This window comes from Glutamicibacter sp. NPDC087831 (genome assembly GCF_044742845.1).
Lineage (GTDB): Bacteria > Actinomycetota > Actinomycetes > Actinomycetales > Micrococcaceae > Glutamicibacter.
Map to the genome: position 1 here is coordinate 671,243 of NZ_JBIUVH010000001.1, position 17,383 is coordinate 688,625.

The window sequence follows — 17,383 nt, forward strand, 5'->3', positions numbered from 1 at the left end:
CCGGTGGTTTAAGCCGCGCCAGCAGCTGCCCGGATCCGCTTTCATGACGCGCTCTGGCCCCAATATGGCGAAATGTCCGGAAAATCTGGGCAGTTTTCCGTCCCTCGGGCGCAACATGCCCGAAACATTGGGCGGCTATCAAAACCGGCTGGCAAAACCGGTTTTCGCGATCCCCGCCCGCAAAAAACTGCTTTTTCCGCGCCGGTAGCGGCAGAAGTTTTTAACATTCCTGAAACACAAGCACGCGCATGCGAGAAACAAAACCTGCGTAACGTGTGATCCACGCGCCACGCTGGTCGATCGACCCCTGGAAAGGCCAGCTGGTGCAGCACCACAACGAGGTGGGAAATGTTCGTCCCCGAAACCTCGATGCGCAAGCAGACCCCGCTTAGCACTGTCGAAAAGTTTCAGCTAGATGAAACATCCAGGCGGCCGGAAGCCCTTGCCAAGAATAAGCCCTTTACCGGGGGCTGCCGCGCGCCTATCCTGCATGAACCAAAGAAAGGCACGCTCATGAGCATGACCGGAGTCCAGATGAACGCCTCGCCAGGTTTTGGCGAGGAGGTCCCCTCGCCCTACACCCGTTTTTCCGCGCTGCCTGGCGCGCAGGGTCTGTATGACCCAGCGGCCGAAAAGGATGCCTGCGGCCTGGCGATGATCGCGTCCCTGAAGAACGATGCCAGCCACGAGATCGTCGCCCACGCGCTGACCGCCCTGCGCCGGCTTGAGCACCGCGGCGCCATCGGGGCCGATGAAGGCACCGGCGACGGCGCCGGCATCCTGCTGCATCTGCCCGACGCCTTCCTGCGCAGCGTCACCGCATTCGATCTTCCCGCCGCCGGCTCCTACGCCGTGGGCATGGGCTTCCTCCCGGCCGACGCCGGCGAACGTGCCTTCGCCCAGGAAGAACTGGAAACCATGGCCGCCGAGGAGAACCTGGCGGTGCTCGGCTGGCGCGAGGTACCGGTTGATTCCGACGTGCTCGGCGCCTCGGCCCGCAAGGTGATGCCGTACATCGCCCAGATCTTCATCGGCTCCCACGCTGGCGCCCCGGCCGCCACCCGCCGCGAGCTGGACGCCGCCGCCTGGCGCATCCGCCGCCGCGCGCACAACAAGATGGGCGTGTACTTCGCCTCGTTCTCCTCGCAGTCCATCGTCTACAAGGGCATGGTCTCCACCGCGCAGCTCGAGCCGTTCTACCCGGACCTGTCCGACGCCCGCTTCACCAGCCGCTGCGCGATCGTGCACTCGCGCTTCTCCACCAACACCTTCCCGTCGTGGCCGCTGGCCCAGCCTTTCCGCACCATCGCGCACAACGGCGAGATCAACACCGTCAAGGGCAACCGCAACTGGATGCGCGCCCGCCAGTCGACCCTGGAATCCGAGCTGCTCGGCGAGGTGCCCGAAGAACTGTTCCCGATCTGCACCGCCGGCGCCTCGGACTCGGCCTCCTTCGACGAGGTCGCCGAAATGCTCATGCTCTCGGGCCGCAACGTGACCGAGACCATCATGATGATGATCCCGCAGCCGTGGGAAAACGACGATCAGATGGACGCGGACCTGCGCGCCTTCTACCAGTACCAGTCCATGCTCATCGAGCCGTGGGATGGCCCCGCCGCCGTCTGCTTCACCGATGGCGCGATGGCCGGCGCGGTGCTGGACCGCAATGGCCTGCGCCCAGCCCGCTGGTGGGTCACCGACGACGGCCTGGTGGTCCTGGCCAGCGAGGTCGGCGTGATCGACGTCGACGAAGAGCACATCGTGAAGAAGGGCCGTGTCGCCCCGGGCAAGATGTTCGCCGTGGACCTGGACGCCCAGCGTATTGTCGAGGACGCCGAGATCAAGGCCGAAGTGGCCACCGCCAAGCCATGGCGCGAATGGGTTTCGCAGAACCTGAAGACGCTGGCCGACTTCCCGGACCTGGAGCACGTGCGCCACAACTCCGCCTCCGTGGCCCTGCGCCAGCTGACCTTCGGCTACACCACCGAGGAGCTGCGCGTGCTGCTCGCTCCCATGGCCGCCACCGGTGCCGAACCGCTGGCCGCCATGGGCACCGACACCCCGATTGCCGCCCTGGCTGACCGGGCGCGCCTGCTGTTCGACTACTTCACCCAGTCCTTCGCCCAGGTCACCAACCCGCCGCTGGATGCAATCCGCGAAGAGCTGGTCACCTCGATGGGCACCGCGATCGGCCCCGACGGCAACCTGCTGTCCCTGGACCGTGTCCCGCAAACCCAGATCGCGCTGGACTACCCGGTGCTGACCAACGACCAGCTGGCCAAGATCGTGCACCTGCGCGACGAATCCGGGTCCAAGTACTCGCTGAAGGTGCGCGGCCTGTACCGCCCGGCCGGCGGCGAATCCGAGCTGCGCGCCCGCCTGCAGGAAATCTGCGAGAAGGTTTCCGCCGCGGTGAACCGCGGGGTGCGCTACATCGTGCTCTCGGACCGCGATTCCTCCGCGGCCTGGGCGCCGATCCCGTCGCTGCTGCTGACCTCCGCGGTGCACCACCACCTGCTCAAGAGCTCCAACCGCACCCGCGTTTCGCTGATCATCGAGTCCGGCGACGCCCGCGAAGTGCACCACATCGCCCTGCTCATCGGCTACGGCGCCAGCGCCATCAACCCCTACCTCGCCCTGGAATCGGTCGAGCAGATGGCCGAGAACGGCGAGCTGCCCGGAGTTGACGGGCACCAGGCCAGCAGCAACCTGATCAAGGCGCTGGGCAAGGGAGTGCTGAAGATCATGTCCAAGATGGGCATCTCCACGGTCTCCAGCTACTGCGGCGCGCAGACCTTCGAGGCCGTGGGCCTGTCCCAGCGCGTGGTCGACCAGTACTTCACCGGCACCGCCACCAAGCTCTCGGGCATCGAGCTGGATGTGGTGGCCGCCGAGGCCGCCGCCCGCCATGCCCGCGCCTACCCGGAGATCGACGGCGGCGCCCAGCCGCTGGAACTGGAAACCGGGGGAGAGTACCAGTGGCGCCGCGAAGGCCCGCCGCACCTGTTCAACCCGGAAACCGTCTTCCGCCTGCAGCACTCCACCCGCACCCGCCGCTACGACGTGTTCAAGGAGTACACCAAGGCCGTCGACGACCAGGCCGCACAGCTCAAGACCCTGCGCGGGCTGCTGAAGTTCAAGACCGAGGGGATCACCCCGATCGCCATCGACGAGGTGGAGCCGGTCAGCTCCATCGTGAAGCGCTTCGCCACCGGCGCGATGAGCTACGGCTCGATTTCGGCCGAGGCCCACGAAACCCTGGCCATCGCGATGAACCAGCTGGGCGCGAAGTCCAACACCGGCGAAGGCGGCGAGGATCCGGAGCGGCTGCTCGATCCGGTGCGCCGCAGCGCGGTCAAGCAGATCGCCTCGGGCCGCTTCGGGGTGACCAGCTTGTACCTGGCCAACGCGGATGACATCCAGATCAAGATGGCCCAGGGCGCCAAGCCCGGCGAAGGCGGCCAGCTGATGAGCGCCAAGCTCTACCCCTGGATCGCCAAGACTCGCCACTCCACCCCGGGTGTCGGGCTGATCTCCCCGCCGCCGCACCACGACATCTACTCGATCGAGGACCTGGCCCAGCTGATCCACGACGCGAAGTGCGCCAACCCTTCCGCCCGCGTGCACGTGAAGCTGGTCTCCGAGTCCGGCATCGGCACCGTCGCGGCCGGCGTGGCCAAGGCCAAGGCCGACGTCGTGCTGATTTCCGGGCACGATGGCGGCACCGGCGCCTCGCCGATGAATTCGCTGAAGCATGCCGGCACCCCGTGGGAAATCGGCTTGGCCGAAGCGCAGCAGACGCTGATCCTCAACGGGTTGCGCGACCGCGTCACCGTGCAGGTCGATGGCCAGCTGAAAACCGGGCGCGACGTGCTGATCGGCGCCCTGCTGGGTGCCGAGGAATTCGGCTTCGCCACCGCCCCGCTGGTGGTCTCGGGCTGCATCATGATGCGCGTGTGCCACCTGGACACCTGCCCGGTGGGCGTGGCCACGCAGAATCCTGCGCTGCGCGAACGCTTCACCGGCAAGGCCGAGTTCGTGGTGAACTTCTTCGAGTTCATCGCCCAGGAGGTGCGCGAGCTGCTCGCCTCGCTGGGGGCGCGCACCCTGGACGAGGTGATCGGCAAGGTCGAACTGCTCCAGGCCGATCCCGCCCAGTTCGCCGCGCACGACAAGGTCTCCGGGCTGGCCCTGGATGCGATTACCCACGTGCCGGATACCGAACTGGCGGCGCGCCGCCGCCGCATCGGCCAGGACCACGGGCTGGACACGCACCTGGACCAGCAGCTGCTCGCCGCGGCCGGACCGGCGCTGGCTGACCGCCTGCCGGTCAGCATCGACGCGGCGATCGTGAATACCGACCGCTCCACCGGCACGCTGCTGGGCCACCATGTGACCAAGACCTTCGGGCTGCAGACCCTGGAGCGGGACACCATCAAGGTGAACCTCTCGGGCCGCGCCGGCCAGTCGCTGGGCGCCTTCCTTCCCGAGGGCATTACGCTCAAGCTCTCGGGCGACGCGAATGACTACGTCGGCAAGGGATTGTCCGGCGGCCGGATCGCGATCCACCCGCCGCACACCACCGTGTCCAAACCCGAGGAGCAGGTCATCGCCGGCAACGTGGTCGGCTACGGCGCCACCAGCGGGGAGCTGTTCATCAACGGCATGGTCGGCGAACGCTTCGCGGTGCGCAACTCCGGGGCCACGATTGTCACCGAAGGCATCGGCGAGCACGGCTGCGAGTACATGACCGGGGGACAGGTGCTGATCCTGGGAGCCACCGGCCGCAACTTCGGCGCCGGGTTCTCTGGCGGCGTGGCCTGGGTGCTGGACTTCGATGCAGCCAAGCTGAACCCGCTGGCTGCCGGGCAGTCGGACCTGCTGGTAGCGCCGATTACCGATGCCGAAGCCGAACGCATCCACGAGCTGCTCACCGAGCACATCGCATTGACCGCATCCCCGCTGGCCTCCCGCCTGCTGCTGGACTGGGAACGAACCCGCAGCCGGCTGACCAGCATCACCCCGCGCGACTTCGCCGCCGTGCAGCAGCTGCGCAGCGACGCAGTAGCCAACGGGCAGAACCCGGATTCGCCGCAGGTATGGAACAAGATTTTGGAGGTGACCCGTGGCTGATCCACGTGGATTCCTGAAGGTGACCGAACGCGTCACCCAGCCCAAGCGCCCGGTGCCGGTGCGCCTGATGGACTACAAGGAGGTCGTCGAGCGCCAGAAGTCCGGCATCCTGGAGGAGCAGGCCGGCCGTTGCATGGACTGCGGCGTCCCGTTCTGCCATTCGGGATGCCCGCTGGGCAACCTGATCCCGGAGTTCAACGACCTGGCCTACAGGGGCCGGATGGATGATGCGGCCGCCCGGCTGCTGAGCACCAACAATTTCCCGGAGCTCACCGGCAAGCTGTGCCCGGCTCCGTGCGAGTCCTCCTGCGTGCTGGGCATCAACCAGCCCGCGGTGACCATCAAGCAGGTCGAAGCCGAACTGGCTGGCCACCTGATGGACGCCGGCGACTTCGTGCCGCAGCCGCCTGCCCGCCACACCGAGCACCGCGTGGCGATCGTCGGTTCGGGGCCGGCCGGATTGGCCGCCGCCCAGCAGCTGACCCGTGCCGGGCACACCGTGGCCGTCTACGAGCGCGACGAAGCCATCGGCGGCCTGCTGCGCTTCGGCATCCCGGACTTCAAGCTGGAGAAGCAGGTCATCGACCTGCGCCTGGCCCAGATGGAAGCCGAAGGAACGATCTTCCGCACCGGCATCGAGATCGGCAAGGACATCTCCTGGAAGCAGCTGCGCCGAGACTACGACGCGGTCATCGTGGCCACCGGTGCCACGGTGCCGCGCGAGCTGCCGGTGCCGGGCAACAAGCTCGACGGCGTGCACCATGCCATGGAGTTCCTCACCGAGAGCAACCGCGTGGTCGCCGGCCAGCTCGATGCCCCGCGCATCGATGCGGCGGGCAAGCACGTGATCGTGCTGGGCGGCGGAGACACCGGCTCGGACTGCATCGGCACCGCCCTGCGCCAGGGCGCGGCGAGCGTCACGACGCTGGCCATCGGCCAGCAGCCGGGCACCGAGCGCCGCGAAGACCAGCCGTGGCCGATGATGCCGGTGCTTTTCGAGGTGCAGACCTCCCATGAGGAAGGCGGCGAGCGGACCTACCTGGCTTCGACCGTGAACTTCATCTCCGGCGAGGGAACTGAGCAAAACAAGGTGATCGGTGTTACAGTTGCAGAGACAGAATTTGTTGCTGGCAAGCGCCTCCCGAAGCCTGGAACCGAACGCGTAATCAAAGCGGATCTGGTTCTGCTTGCCCTCGGGTTCACCGGTCCGGAAGTTTCCGGATTGGACGAACAGGTCAGTATCGAATTCGACAACCGGGGCAACGTCGCCCGAGATGGCTACTACATGACGAACACCGAATCGGTATTCGTCGCCGGAGACGCCGGTCGGGGACAGTCGCTGATCGTGTGGGCTATCGCCGAAGGACGCGCTTGCGCGGCCGCGGTCGACAAGTTCCTCATGGGTTCGACTACCCTTCCTGCACCGGTTGCTCCAACCGATAGGGCCATCAGCATCATTTGAGTGACATAGGCTTGAATGCGGCGCACCCGGATGCCGGGTGGGCCGCATTTTGCCTATGTGAACATGAAAGGCATTTGGCTGACGGAATGAGACGCGCAAAGATTGTGGCAACCTGGGGCCCGGCCCTGGCAAGTTATGAAAATACTGTAGCGGTACTGAAGGCGGGCGTAGACGTAGCCCGCCTGAACATGAGCCATGGAGACCACTCCATGCACGCACAATCCCTGGCGAATGTGCGCAATGCGGCCGCGGAGATCGGCCGCGCGGTTGGCATCTTCGCCGACCTGCAGGGTCCGAAGATCCGCCTTGGCCGCTTCAAGGACAACGCCAAGTACATCCTCGAGGCTGGTGAGGAATTCACCATCACCATCGAGGACATCGAAGGTACCCGCAACCTGTGCTCCACCACCTTCAAGGGCCTTCCCACCGATGTCCAGCCGGGCGATTTCCTGCTGATCAACGATGGCAAGGTCAAGCTCAAGGCGCTGGCAGTTGACCAGACCTCGGTGCGTTCCGAGGTCGTCGTCGGAGGCGAGGTGTCCAATAACAAGGGCATCAACCTGCCAGGCGTCGCGGTGAACGTTCCCGCATTGAGCGAAAAGGACGAGGACGACCTGCGCTGGGCACTGCGTGCCGGCATCGACATGGTCGCACTGTCCTTCGTGCGCAACGCCGAGGACATCGAGCGCGTGCACGAGATCATGGACGAAGAAGGCCGACGCGTGCCGGTGATCGCCAAGATCGAGAAGCCGCAGGCCGTGGCCGCGCTGGAAGAAATCATCAATGCCTTCGACGCCATCATGGTCGCCCGCGGGGACTTGGGCGTGGAGCTGCCGCTGGAAGAAGTTCCGGTCGTGCAGAAGCGTGCCGTGGAGCTGGCACGCCGCTGGGCCAAGCCGGTCATCGTCGCCACCCAGGTGCTCGAATCGATGATCGAATCGCCGACCCCGACCCGCGCCGAGGCTTCGGACTGCGCCAATGCGGTGCTCGACGGCGCCGACGCGGTCATGCTCTCGGGGGAGACCTCCGTGGGCGCGTACCCGGTGGAAACTGTGGAGACCATGTCGCGCATCATCTCCTCGACCGAGCAGCACGGCCTGGATCGCATTCCCCGCTTGGGCTCCCAGCCGAAGACCCGCGGCGGCGCGATCACCCGTGCCGCGGTGGAGATCGCCGATCAGCTCGACGCGAAGTACATCGTCGCCTTCACCCAGTCCGGCGACTCGGCACGGCGCCTCTCGCGCCTGCGCCCGAAGAAGCCGGTCCTGGCTTTCACCCCGCTGCAGCAGACCTACAACATCATGACCCTGATGTGGGGTGTGCAGGCACGCCTGGTGGCCTACGCCGACCACACTGACAAGATGACCGCCCAGGTGGACGAGGCGCTGCTCTCCGAAGGCCTGGCGGAGCTCAACGATATCGTGTGCATCGCCGCCGGGTCCCCTCCGGGACAGGCAGGGTCCACCAACTCGCTGCGCGTGCACAAGGTCGGCGACCTCGCCGATGCCGGCCAGCTGGTCAATGGCAAGCCGATGCCTGCTCGCGAGAAGGTCGGTCCGTGGGCACCGGAAAACGTCTCCACGCCGAAAAACCTGTAGACGCTCTTTCGCGCACTAGCTGAGGCAAGAAAATCCGCCCTGCTCCAGAATTCTGGAGCAGGGCGGATTTTTTGCCTTGGCGCCCGCAAAGCGCGATTGTGAACTCGAGCACGTGCCCTGTGGTTGCGCGCGCAAAAAAAGGCCGTTGAACCGGACAATTTCCGATCCAACGGCCTTCATGCTGGTGCCCAAGGTGGGACTCGAACCCACACATCTTTCGATACCGCATTTTGAGTGCGGCGCGTCTACCGATTCCGCCACTTGGGCTGGCACTTTGACTACTTTACTAGAGGTTTTCCAGATTTCCTAATCAGGAACCTCGCGTCTTCGCCTCAACAAGAGTACATGCCAGTAGGCTTAGATGTGAAACCGAGGCAACGTGGCTTCGCTGAACTGAAACCATCTAGATACTGCCCATTCAGCGGGCAGGATTTCTGACCATGGAGGAAGGCGCCAATGAGCGAACTACCTGAAATCACCCGCATCCCATCCGAGGTGCAATCCACTCCGCGTCGAGTGGTCGTTGCCGAGGATGAAACCCTGATCCGCTTGGATATCGTCGAAATTCTCCGTTCCGAAGGGTACGACGTCGTCGCCGAAGCCGACAATGGCCAGACCGCCCTGGAGAAGGCGCGCGAATTGAAGCCCGATCTGGTGCTCATGGACGTGAAGATGCCGGTCATGGATGGCATCACCGCCGCCGAAGCCATCGTCAAGGAACGCATCGCCCCGGTCGTCTTGCTGACCGCCTTCAGCCAGAAGGAACTGGTGGAGCGTGCCCGCGAAGCCGGTGCCATGGCCTACGTGGTCAAGCCGTTCACCCCGGCAGACCTCACTCCGGCCATCGAAATCGCGATTTCCCGCAATGACGAGCTGCGCGCGCTGGAGGAAGAAGTCAGCAACCTGGCCGAGCAGTTCGAAACCCGCAAGCTGGTTGATCGCGCCAAGTCGCTGCTCATCACCAAGATGGGCTTGACCGAGCCGGAAGCGTTCCGCTGGATCCAGAAGACCTCCATGGATCGCCGCCTGAGCATGCGCCAGGTTGCCGAGACGGTCGTCGACCAGGTCAAGTAGGGACCGCCAAGCACTGGATTGTGCGCCAAGCCACTTATGGTTTGGCGCACATTTTTTATGCCTGCGATGCGCCGATACCGCGCTTGGAGGCTAGTTAACCCTCTGGTAACCAGTTGTTCATCCGAGTTTTCCCCGGATGGGGTTGAAGTTCCGGATTGACGTACTGCGCCGTACGCCTAAGATGGAAATTGCGCTTAGAACGAAGTCCTGCACGCCAATGCCTTTCGCAGGATCCTATTTCTGGCCCGTTCTCTTTTTCCTTGCCGTTCGACCCCTCAGGCTGGTATTCAATGGATTTGACGCTTATCGTCGTCCTGGTCATTGCCTTGGCGTTGTTTTTCGACTTCACCAATGGTTTCCATGACACGGCCAATGCGATGGCCACCCCAATCGCAACCGGAGCAATTTCCCCTAAGAAGGCAGTTGCCCTCGCCGCAATTCTGAACCTGGTTGGCGCATTCCTCTCCACCGAGGTAGCGAAGACCATTTCAGGTGGCATCATCAACGAAGACCCGACCTCGGGCGTGGCTATTGGGCCGGCGATGATTTTCGCCGGCCTGATGGGCGCCGTGATCTGGAACCTGTTCACCTGGTTGCTGGGACTGCCTTCGAGCTCCTCCCACGCATTGTTCGGCGGCCTGGTAGGCGCCGCGATCGTCGGTGCAGGCTTCGCCTCGGTGAACTACAGCGTGCTGCTCTCCAAGGTGCTGCTTCCGGCCCTGTGCGCGCCGGTGATCGCCGGCATCTCCGCGTACCTGTGCACCAAGCTGGCCTACGCGATCACCAAGCGCGAGAATGGAGCGGCGCCCAAGCGCGGCGGCTTCCGCTACGGGCAGATCTTCTCTTCCTCGCTGGTCGCGCTGTCCCACGGCACTAACGATGCGCAGAAGACCATGGGCATCATCACCCTGACCCTGGTGGCTTCTGGCCTGCAGGATTCCGACTCCGGCGTGCAGTTCTGGGTTGTTGCCACCTGTGCCTTCGCCATCGCGCTGGGTACCTACACCGGCGGCTGGCGCATCATCGCCACCATGGGTTCGGGCCTGACCGACGTGAAGCCCGCGCAGGGCTTCGCAGCCGAGATGTCCACCGCTTCGGCGATCCTGACCTCCTCGCACCTGGGCTTCGCGCTGTCCACCACCCAGGTAGCCTCCGGCTCCGTGATCGGTTCGGGCATGGGCCGCAAGGGCGGCGAAGTCCGCTGGGGCACCGCAGGACGCATCGCGTTGGGCTGGCTGTTCACCCTGCCAGCAGCCGCGGCCGTTGGCGGCGTGGCCGCAGCGATCACCCACCTGGGCACCATCGGCATCGTGATTGTCGCGATCGCCGGCACCGGCGCCATGCTGACCATCTGGTTCCTCTCGCGCAAGCAGCCGCATGACCATGAGTCGAACATTTCCGACATCGATAACTCGGGCGCAGCGGTGAACATCCTGACCAAGAAGGAACGCCGTGCCAAGGCCAAGGCGGAAGCCAAGCTGGCCAAGGCTGCCGCAGCGCAGAAGGAAGCCGATAATTCATGATTGACTGGACAGCCTTTCTCATCGTCGCCGCCATCACCTGGTTTTCCGCGATGGCGATCGTGGCGGCCTACTCCTTCGGCGTCCGCCTGCTGGCAGTTGCCAAGGACGAGGGCCGCAACCAGAGCCTGAGCAATGCCGGAGCCTACGCTTGCTTCGCGATTTGCGGCCTGATCGTCCTCTTCGGCGTGGTGCTGATCGTGCCGCAGCTGAGCGAAGCGATCCTGGGCTTCTCCTCGAGCCACTAGGAACTGCTCGCGGCTGCGGGTGGATCCGACACGATTTTCGGGTCCCTCGACAACTTGATATTGCCTTCGATGGAGGCACCCCTAGACTGGAGCCATGACTAGCTTCAAGTACTACGTGGGTGCCTCCATCGATGGTTTTATCGCCGATCGCAGCGGAAGCGTCCAATGGTTCATCCCCTATGCCACGCAGCCGGGAGTGAAAAAGCATTTCGACGAGTTCTTCGGGAGCGTCGGCGCCGTAGTGATCGGTGGCAAGACCTACGAGAACATCGTCCGTGATGCTGCCGAGGGAACCGTGCCGTGGGTGTTCGGCGAGAAGCCGGTGTGGGTCTTCACACACCATGAACTGCCGACACTGCCCGGAGCGGACCTGACCTTCATCCGCGGCGAGGTGGGCTTCTGGAGCCGGGACATCGCCCAGAGCGCAGGGGCCGGGGACGTGTGGGTGGTTGGCGGTGCCGACCTGGCTGGAGCGTTCGTCGAAGCCGATGCGCTCGATGAGCTGCTTCTGGTTACCGTTCCGGAGGTGCTGGGCGACGGGGCCAATATCTTTGGCCGCGGGATCAGCACGCAGCTCTCGGCCCTGGGGATCACCGAGCTCGGCGCGGATATCTTCCTCTCGCGCTACGCGATCGGCTAAGCGGCCAAAGGAATCTGCCGGCCAGGTCCGCGTTCCGGAGAAGCCGGATCCGCCGCGCTTGGCGCGAACGGCGCCTGCGGGGATCAGTTTTCGACCGGCAGCAGCATATTGGTGATGCGAGCGGTCGCGACACGCTGGCCCTGCTCATTGCTGATCACGATCTCATGGCAGGTGCTGCTGCGGCCCAGATGCACCGGCGTGCATACCCCGGTGACCAGCCCGGTGCGCCCGGCCTTGTGGTGGGTGATGTTCAAATCCATGCCGACCGGGTTGGCCCGGCCGGCACCGTGCAGCGCAGCGGCCATCGAACCGAGGGTTTCGGCAAGTGCCGCCGAAGCGCCGCCATGCAGGATGCCGTAGACCTGGGTGTTGCCCGCCACCGGCATGGTGGCGGCAACGCGCTGCGGTTCGAACCCGGTGAAGATGATTTCCAGTTTCTCCACGAGTTCGCCCACGCCATTGTGCAGCAGGTAGGGCCACATGGATTCGGGAATGCCGTGGCGGGCCAGCTGCGCGGCAAACGGATGTGCCGAAGATTGCGTGGTTCGAGAAGTGAAATTGTCGCTCATGGCAACTAGGCTTTCAGGTGTGAGCGAAACTACCAAACCGACTGCCTCGTCGGACAAGAGACTGCTGATTATTGACGGACACTCCATGGCCTTCCGCGCGTTCTATGCGCTGCCTGCAGAGAACTTCGCAACAAGCACCGGCCAGCACACCAATGCCGTGCACGGATTCGTATCGATGCTGCTGACGATGATCCGCCAGCAAAAGCCCACCCACGTTGCGGTGGCCTTCGACTTGGACACCCCGACTTTCCGCTCGCTGGAGTACACCGAGTACAAGGGCGGACGCAATAAGACGCCCGAAGAGTTCTACGGGCAGATCGATCTGATCCAGGAAGTCATGAAGGCGATGAACATCCCTTCGATCACCCTGGAGAGCTTCGAGGCCGATGACATCCTGGCCACGCTGGCCACCCAGGGCGAAGAAGCCGGTTTCAACGTGCTGGTGGTGTCCGGCGACCGCGACGCCTTCCAGCTGATCACCGACAAGACCTTGGTGCTGTACCCGAAGAAGGGCATCAGCGATATCCCGCCGATGGATGCCGCAGCGGTGGAAGCCAAGTACTTCGTGCGTCCCGAGCGCTACTCGGATTTGGCGGCTCTGGTCGGCGAAACCGCGGATAACTTGCCCGGTGTGCCAGGCGTGGGGCCGAAGACCGCCGCCAAATGGATCAACCTCTACGGGGACCTGGCTGGCATCCTGGAGAATGTGGAGAACATCAAGGGCAAGGTCGGCGAGTCGCTGCGCGAGCACGTGGACAACGTGACCCGCAACCGCCGGTTGAACCAGCTCAAGCACGACCTGGAACTCCCGGTCACGCTCGATCAGATGGAACTCGAAGCCCCGAACCGCGAAGAGATCGAGAACCTGTTCGACGCGCTGGAATTCAACACCCTGCGCAAGCGCCTGTTCGACCTGTTTGCAGCCCAGGAAGAGGAAGCGGCACCCGAAGTTGCCGAATTCTCCCGGGTGCTCGGCGCCGATGCCGACGCACTGGACGGATTCATCGGGGCCGGGAAGGGCGCGCCGATCGCAATCCAGCCTGCTGCGGTTGACGGCGAAGCCGTGGGTCTGGCCCTTTTCCGCGGGTCGGAAGCCCTCTGGCTGGAACTGGCCGAACTCGATGAAGCCACCGAAGGCGTGCTTGCGCAGTTCCTGGCCGATGAGAACGCGCCGAAGCTCTTCCACGATGCCAAGGCCGCCATGCACCTGCTCATCGAGCGCGGGCTGCGGATCGCCGGCATCAAGGACGACACCTTGATCAGCGCCTACCTGATCCAGCCCGATCGCCGCAGCCACGACCTGGTGGACGTGGTGCAGTACCACCTGAAGTACGCCGTGCCGGTGCATCAGGCCAAGAAGGGCGAACTGGATCTGGGGCTCACTTCGGATCTTGCCGAGCCAACGTTGGCCCAGGCGCAGGCCATCCACGACCTCTCCGCCTACCTGGCTACCAAGCTGGCCGAGAAGCACGCGGACAAACTGGCTGCCGAGATGGAGCTGCCGCTGATTCCGGTACTCTTCGAGATGGAACGCGCCGGCGTGGCAGTGGACGTGGATCGCCTGAACGAACTGCGTGCCCACTTCACCGAGCAGGTGGACCAGGCCACCAACGACGCGTTCGCCGCGATCGGCCACGAAGTCAACCTCTCCAGCCCGAAGCAGCTGCAGGTGGTGTTGTTCGAAGAGCTGGATCTGCCGCGCACCAAGAAGATCAAGACCGGTTTCACCACCGATGCCGAGTCGCTGCAGGATCTGCTGGTCAAGACCGGGCACCCGTTCCTGGTCGCGCTGATGGCCTACCGCGACGCGATCAAGCTGCGCCAGACCGTGGACGGCCTGCTCAAGGCCACCCACGATGATGGCCGGATCCACACCACCTATGCGCAGACCGTGGCCGCGACCGGGCGCCTCTCCAGCCTGAACCCGAACCTGCAGAACATCCCGGTGCGTTCGGAAGAGGGCCGTCGCATCCGCGACGTCTTCATGGTCGGGGCCGGCTACCAGAGCCTGCTGACAGTGGACTACTCGCAGATCGAAATGCGCATCATGGCGCACCTCTCCGAAGACGAGGGGCTGATCGAGGCCTACCAGAACGGCGAGGACCTGCACCGCTATGTCGGTTCGCGCGTGTTCAACGTCGAGCCGGACGAGGTCACCTCGGAGATGCGCTCGAAGGTCAAGGCGATGAGCTACGGCCTGGCCTATGGGCTGAGCAGCTTCGGGCTGTCCAAGCAGCTGAAGATCGGCGTGGACGAGGCCCGCAAGCTGATGAAGGACTACTTCGACCGCTTCGGTGCCGTGCGCACCTACCTGCGTTCGGTCGTCGACCAGGCCCGCAAGGATGGCTACACCGAAACCATTTTCGGACGCCGCCGCTACCTGCCGGAGCTGAACAGCTCGGATCGCCGGCTGCGCGACATCGCCGAGCGTGCCGCGTTGAACGCCCCGATCCAGGGTTCGGCCGCCGACCTGGTGAAGGTGGCCATGCTGCGCATCGATGAGGGACTGCGCGCTGGGCAGTACAAGTCCCGGATGCTGCTGCAGGTCCATGACGAACTCATCCTGGAGATCGCCGAGGGGGAGCTGGAAGCAGTGCAGGAGCTGGTGACCCGCGAAATGGGACAGGCCGCAGATCTGCTGGTGCCGCTGGATGTCCAGCCGGGCATCGGCCGGACCTGGCACGACGCCGCGCACTAGGGGCAGCAATCGAAAGGGGCAGGGGCACCGCGGGTGTTCCTGCCCCTTTCGGCAGGATCGAATGGGCTTGGGGAAAGAGGCGAACTTGGAGCACTACTCGCGCCGTTGGGCGCTGAAAACCGGAAGCCTGGGGCTGGGGGCGCTGGCCGCCGCGGTGGTCTCCGGTTGCAGTACCGGCGGACCGGCGGAACGAGCCGGGTCCGCGTCGGCCTCGGCAATGGCGAGTCCTTCGCCCACCGCCACTGCTTCGCCCCGGCCTACCGCCAGCCTCCAGACGGTGTATCCGAGCCGGAGCCAGGTCATGGAAAAGTTCAAGAATGTTCCTGCAGGGCAGTTCGGGCTGGAAGTCCCGGGCATCGAGCTGGGCCTGCCCAAGGGCAATGCCGCCGCGGCGTTGACCTTCGATGCCTGCGGGGGACCCCGGGGCTCGGGGGTGGATGGGGCCCTGCTGGACGCCTTGCGTGCCAAGCAGGTGCCCGCGACCCTCTTCGTGAACGAACGCTGGGCACGCGCCAACGCGCCGCTGATGGCCGAGCTGGCCAGCGACGAGCTGTTCGAGATCGCCAACCACGGAACCAGCCACGCCCCGCTGGCCACTTCCGGGCAGGCAGCCTACGGCATCGGGGGCACGGAGTCGATCGGCCAGGCCTACGACGAGGTGATGGGCAACCAGCGGTATCTTGCCGACCAATTCGGCATCACCGCGAAATTCTTCCGCTCCGGCACCGCCCATATGGACGAAGCCGGCGCGGCAATGTGCCGGGACCTGGGCGTGGTGCCGATGAACTTCACCGTCAACCTGGACGCCGGGGCGACCTTTGGCGCGCAAGCCGTGGCCGCCCAGGTCCGCCAGCTGGCCGCCGGGGACGTCGGCATCGGGCACTTCAACCAGCCCGCCTCGGGTACTGCCAAGGGCGTGGCGCTCGGGCTGGGGCAGGTGCTGGATTCCGGCCTGCGGTTCACCACGCTCTCCGCTGCCTGGTGAATGCACCCCTTGCGCCGGCCGGACAGGCGCATAGACTGTGATCAGCCGATTTCCTCGCCAAGGAGCACGATGAGACCAGAGACCCCGCCGCAGCTGGAAACCCGGACCTGCCAGGCTGCGATCCGCAGTCCGGAACTCGACGAATCGATCAAGCTGTTCCATCAGGCCACCGGGATCGGCTTCTACGAGCAGCTGCCCGAAGAGCCCAATTGGACGCACTACCTGGACCTGACTTATGCGCAGAAAATGCGCTTCTCCCTGGTGTTCGATCAGCAGGCCGAACCGCACTCGCGCCATGCAACCTACCCGGTGCACACCTATGGAGCATTCCCCGGGCTGCTCAATGCCGGCGGCGAGGCGCCGGTGGCAACGCACAAGATCTCCGCGGTCACCGTCGCGCCGAGCTATCGGCGCCGCGGCATCCTGTCCAGGCAAATCACCGCCGACCTGGCCTATGCCCAGCAGGCGGGTTTCCCTATTGCGGCTTTGACCGCGTCGGAAGCGACGATCTACGGGCGGTACGGCTTCGAGCCAGCTACCTACCAAAGCCGATTCACGCTCAAGTGCGCCCACGGGGTGAAGCTGCGCGTGCAGGTACCCGGCCGGGTGGTGGATGCCGATCCGCAGCATTTCGGGCCCGGCTATGCCGCGCTGGCCGTGCGCGCGCTCGAGCAGACCTTCGGCTCCGTGGACAGCACCGAGTTCGACAATGGCTTTGCCCTGGGCCGCTGGGACACCTGGGAGACCCTGGAAAAGCCGAAGAACCTGCGTTTTGCCGCCTACTACGATGACGCTGGCCAGCTCGGCGGATTCGCCACCTACAAGTTCGGCGGCTGGGACGAGCCCAAGGCGAAGTTGGTGGTGCACAAGTTGGTGGCCACCAGCGACGCCGCGCGCATCAAGCTCTTCGAGTACCTGGGCAACCATGATCTGGTGGAAGAAGTGCATGGCCAAGGCCCGGTGGCCGATCCACTGCGCCAGGTGCTGGAGAACGTGCGGGACTACCACGTGCGTTCCATTGACGATGTGCTGTGGCTGCGCGTGCTCGATGTTGTTGCCGCCTTCCAAGCGCGCGGCTACCAGCGCGATGCCCGGCTGCTATTGAGCGTGAGCGACCGGCTGGAGCTGATCTCCGGAACCTACCTCTTCGAGGTGTCCGATTCCCGCGCCACGGTGAGCCGGATTGAGGACGGGCAGGCCGACTCCGGGCTGCCGCGCGTGGCGCTTTCGGAGCGGGAGCTGGCTGGACTGTACCTGGGCACCGTGCAGCTGGACCAATTGCTGGATTCGGGACGCGCCGAACTGGTCGGCGGGGGAGCTGCGGGGGACTGGGTTCACTTGTTCAGCGTGGCTCGCGAGGGTTTCACGCCGCACGGTTTCTAGTGGGACGGGTCGCATTATCCGGTTGATATGACGAAGTTCACAAAATGCTGGCGAGGATGTTAGCGGGTTACGC

General features: G+C 64.8%; 13 protein-coding genes and 1 tRNA gene. 11 read left to right on the plus strand and 3 right to left on the minus strand.

Features of this window, described 5'->3' with window-relative positions; translation table 11 throughout:
- The first annotated feature begins 43 nt into the window (after positions 1 to 43).
- The 4 genes from ACIOJF_RS03250 (at position 44) to pyk (ending at position 8,193) form a co-directional block, all read left to right on the plus strand.
- Positions 44 to 208, plus strand: coding sequence for a hypothetical protein (locus tag ACIOJF_RS03250; protein ID WP_181149008.1), 165 nt, complete (start codon positions 44 to 46; stop codon positions 206 to 208).
- Between the two features lie 305 nt (positions 209 to 513).
- On the plus strand, positions 514 to 5,133 hold the full coding sequence (gene gltB, locus ACIOJF_RS03255) for a glutamate synthase large subunit (protein WP_402741184.1): 4,620 nt from the start codon (positions 514 to 516) through the stop codon (positions 5,131 to 5,133).
- Positions 5,126 to 6,595 (plus strand): glutamate synthase subunit beta, encoded by a 1,470-nt coding sequence (locus ACIOJF_RS03260; RefSeq protein WP_402741185.1) that lies wholly within the window; start codon positions 5,126 to 5,128, stop codon positions 6,593 to 6,595. Before gltB ends, ACIOJF_RS03260 begins: the two co-directional genes overlap by 8 nt.
- Positions 6,596 to 6,681: 86 nt before the next feature.
- On the plus strand, positions 6,682 to 8,193 hold the full coding sequence (pyk, locus tag ACIOJF_RS03265; RefSeq protein WP_133834232.1) for a pyruvate kinase: 1,512 nt from the start codon (positions 6,682 to 6,684) through the stop codon (positions 8,191 to 8,193).
- A 182-nt stretch (positions 8,194 to 8,375) separates the two neighbouring features.
- On the opposite strand, the gene ACIOJF_RS03270 is transcribed toward pyk, so the two are convergent.
- Positions 8,376 to 8,460: transfer RNA gene (locus tag ACIOJF_RS03270), tRNA-Leu, on the minus strand.
- A 189-nt stretch (positions 8,461 to 8,649) separates the two neighbouring features.
- On the opposite strand from ACIOJF_RS03270, the gene ACIOJF_RS03275 reads away from it, so the two are divergent.
- The 4 genes from ACIOJF_RS03275 (at position 8,650) to ACIOJF_RS03290 (ending at position 11,675) form a co-directional block, all read left to right on the plus strand.
- Positions 8,650 to 9,267, plus strand: coding sequence for an ANTAR domain-containing response regulator (locus ACIOJF_RS03275; RefSeq protein WP_105656703.1), 618 nt, complete (start codon positions 8,650 to 8,652; stop codon positions 9,265 to 9,267).
- Positions 9,268 to 9,557: 290 nt separating this feature from the next.
- Complete coding sequence (locus ACIOJF_RS03280) at positions 9,558 to 10,790, plus strand: inorganic phosphate transporter (protein WP_105656702.1); 1,233 nt, start codon at positions 9,558 to 9,560, stop codon at positions 10,788 to 10,790.
- A complete protein-coding gene (locus ACIOJF_RS03285; protein WP_105656701.1) occupies positions 10,787 to 11,035 on the plus strand; it encodes a hypothetical protein in 249 nt (82 codons plus the stop codon). Before ACIOJF_RS03280 ends, ACIOJF_RS03285 begins: the two co-directional genes overlap by 4 nt.
- Positions 11,036 to 11,129: 94 nt before the next feature.
- Positions 11,130 to 11,675 carry a dihydrofolate reductase family protein gene (locus ACIOJF_RS03290; protein WP_105656700.1) on the plus strand — a complete coding sequence of 182 codons (546 nt, stop codon included), beginning with the start codon at positions 11,130 to 11,132 and terminating at the stop codon, positions 11,673 to 11,675.
- An 83-nt stretch (positions 11,676 to 11,758) separates the two neighbouring features.
- Here ACIOJF_RS03290 and ACIOJF_RS03295 read toward each other — a convergent pair whose 3' ends face one another.
- Positions 11,759 to 12,244, minus strand: a complete 486-nt coding sequence (locus ACIOJF_RS03295; RefSeq protein ID WP_402741186.1) for a hotdog fold thioesterase — start codon at positions 12,242 to 12,244, stop codon at positions 11,759 to 11,761.
- Positions 12,245 to 12,329: 85 nt separating this feature from the next.
- Between ACIOJF_RS03295 and polA the strand changes: the two genes are divergently transcribed.
- Complete coding sequence (gene polA, locus ACIOJF_RS03300) at positions 12,330 to 14,942, plus strand: DNA polymerase I (RefSeq protein ID WP_286172237.1); 2,613 nt, start codon at positions 12,330 to 12,332, stop codon at positions 14,940 to 14,942.
- A 93-nt stretch (positions 14,943 to 15,035) separates the two neighbouring features.
- On the opposite strand, the gene ACIOJF_RS03305 is transcribed toward polA, so the two are convergent.
- Positions 15,036 to 15,245, minus strand: a complete 210-nt coding sequence (locus tag ACIOJF_RS03305; protein WP_402741187.1) for a hypothetical protein — start codon at positions 15,243 to 15,245, stop codon at positions 15,036 to 15,038.
- On the opposite strand from ACIOJF_RS03305, the gene ACIOJF_RS03310 reads away from it, so the two are divergent.
- Both ACIOJF_RS03310 and ACIOJF_RS03315 read left to right on the plus strand, forming a co-directional pair.
- Positions 15,244 to 15,927: a polysaccharide deacetylase family protein gene (locus ACIOJF_RS03310; protein WP_332486745.1), complete on the plus strand. Its 684-nt coding sequence runs from the start codon at positions 15,244 to 15,246 to the stop codon at positions 15,925 to 15,927. The two genes, ACIOJF_RS03305 and ACIOJF_RS03310, sit on opposite strands and share 2 nt — an antisense overlap.
- A gap of 69 nt (positions 15,928 to 15,996) precedes the next feature.
- The gene (locus ACIOJF_RS03315; protein WP_166650792.1) at positions 15,997 to 17,310 is read left to right on the plus strand and encodes a GNAT family N-acetyltransferase; all 1,314 of its coding nucleotides are present in this window, start codon (positions 15,997 to 15,999) and stop codon (positions 17,308 to 17,310) included.
- Positions 17,311 to 17,383: the final 73 nt, after the last annotated feature.

What these genes read in the sequence shown, in the direction of transcription:
- ACIOJF_RS03310 (WP_332486745.1), top strand. Translation starts at nt 15,244, where the DNA reads ATGGAAAAGTTCAAGAATGTTCCTGCAGGGCAGTTCGGGCTGGAAGTC.
- ACIOJF_RS03295 (WP_402741186.1), bottom strand. Translation starts at nt 12,244, where the DNA reads ATGAGCGACAATTTCACTTCTCGAACCACGCAATCTTCGGCACATCCG.
- ACIOJF_RS03275 (WP_105656703.1), top strand. Translation starts at nt 8,650, where the DNA reads ATGAGCGAACTACCTGAAATCACCCGCATCCCATCCGAGGTGCAATCC.
- ACIOJF_RS03280 (WP_105656702.1), top strand. Translation starts at nt 9,558, where the DNA reads ATGGATTTGACGCTTATCGTCGTCCTGGTCATTGCCTTGGCGTTGTTT.
- ACIOJF_RS03305 (WP_402741187.1), bottom strand. Translation starts at nt 15,245, where the DNA reads ATGACCTGGCTCCGGCTCGGATACACCGTCTGGAGGCTGGCGGTAGGC.
- ACIOJF_RS03290 (WP_105656700.1), top strand. Translation starts at nt 11,130, where the DNA reads ATGACTAGCTTCAAGTACTACGTGGGTGCCTCCATCGATGGTTTTATC.
- pyk (WP_133834232.1), top strand. Translation starts at nt 6,682, where the DNA reads ATGAGACGCGCAAAGATTGTGGCAACCTGGGGCCCGGCCCTGGCAAGT.
- ACIOJF_RS03285 (WP_105656701.1), top strand. Translation starts at nt 10,787, where the DNA reads ATGATTGACTGGACAGCCTTTCTCATCGTCGCCGCCATCACCTGGTTT.
- gltB (WP_402741184.1), top strand. Translation starts at nt 514, where the DNA reads ATGAGCATGACCGGAGTCCAGATGAACGCCTCGCCAGGTTTTGGCGAG.
- ACIOJF_RS03315 (WP_166650792.1), top strand. Translation starts at nt 15,997, where the DNA reads ATGAGACCAGAGACCCCGCCGCAGCTGGAAACCCGGACCTGCCAGGCT.
- ACIOJF_RS03250 (WP_181149008.1), top strand. Translation starts at nt 44, where the DNA reads ATGACGCGCTCTGGCCCCAATATGGCGAAATGTCCGGAAAATCTGGGC.
- polA (WP_286172237.1), top strand. Translation starts at nt 12,330, where the DNA reads ATGGCCTTCCGCGCGTTCTATGCGCTGCCTGCAGAGAACTTCGCAACA.